Source organism: Blastomonas sp. UPD001, from assembly GCF_003426715.1.
GTDB lineage: Bacteria > Pseudomonadota > Alphaproteobacteria > Sphingomonadales > Sphingomonadaceae > Blastomonas.
On sequence record NZ_QKVT01000062.1, the window covers coordinates 1 to 505 of the forward strand.

Genomic DNA, 505 nt, shown 5'->3' on the forward strand with positions numbered 1-505 from the left:
TTGTTGCAAAATAGATTCACCACCGTAGGCATCTAACCAATCGCGAATTTGGGCAGATTGTCCGAATAATACTGTTTGACCTTGAGCAGTGATTTCCACTAGGCGATCGCGCAGTTCTGACATCAACTGCTGATTTACCAACACTCCATTTACCCGCGATTTACTCCGTATTTTCCCTGAAGTAGCTGTAATTTCCCGACTAATAAATATATAATTTTCTTCAATTAATTCTATTTCTTGTTCAGTTAACCAGGCTATTAAAGCAGAATTAGAAGTAAAAGTTGCTTCTACCATTGCCCGATTTGTACCAGTGCGAATCACGCGACTAGAAACCTTTCCGCCCAACACTGCATCAATCGCATCCAAGATAATCGACTTTCCCGCGCCGGTTTCGCCTGTCAATACATTTAATCCTGCGCCAAATTCTAGTTCTAATTGGTCAATCAGGGCAAAATTTTCTATTCGCAATAGAGATAACATTGAGTCATTCGATTTTGGATTTTGG

At 40.4% G+C, this 505-nt stretch carries 1 protein-coding gene; it reads right to left on the reverse strand.

Annotated features, from left to right (window positions below):
* Window positions 1–480 (reverse strand): AAA family ATPase (locus DM995_RS22960; RefSeq protein ID WP_157973327.1); only part of this gene is annotated, 480 nt, incomplete at its 3' end.
* Between the last annotated feature and the right edge of the window lie 25 nt (window positions 481–505).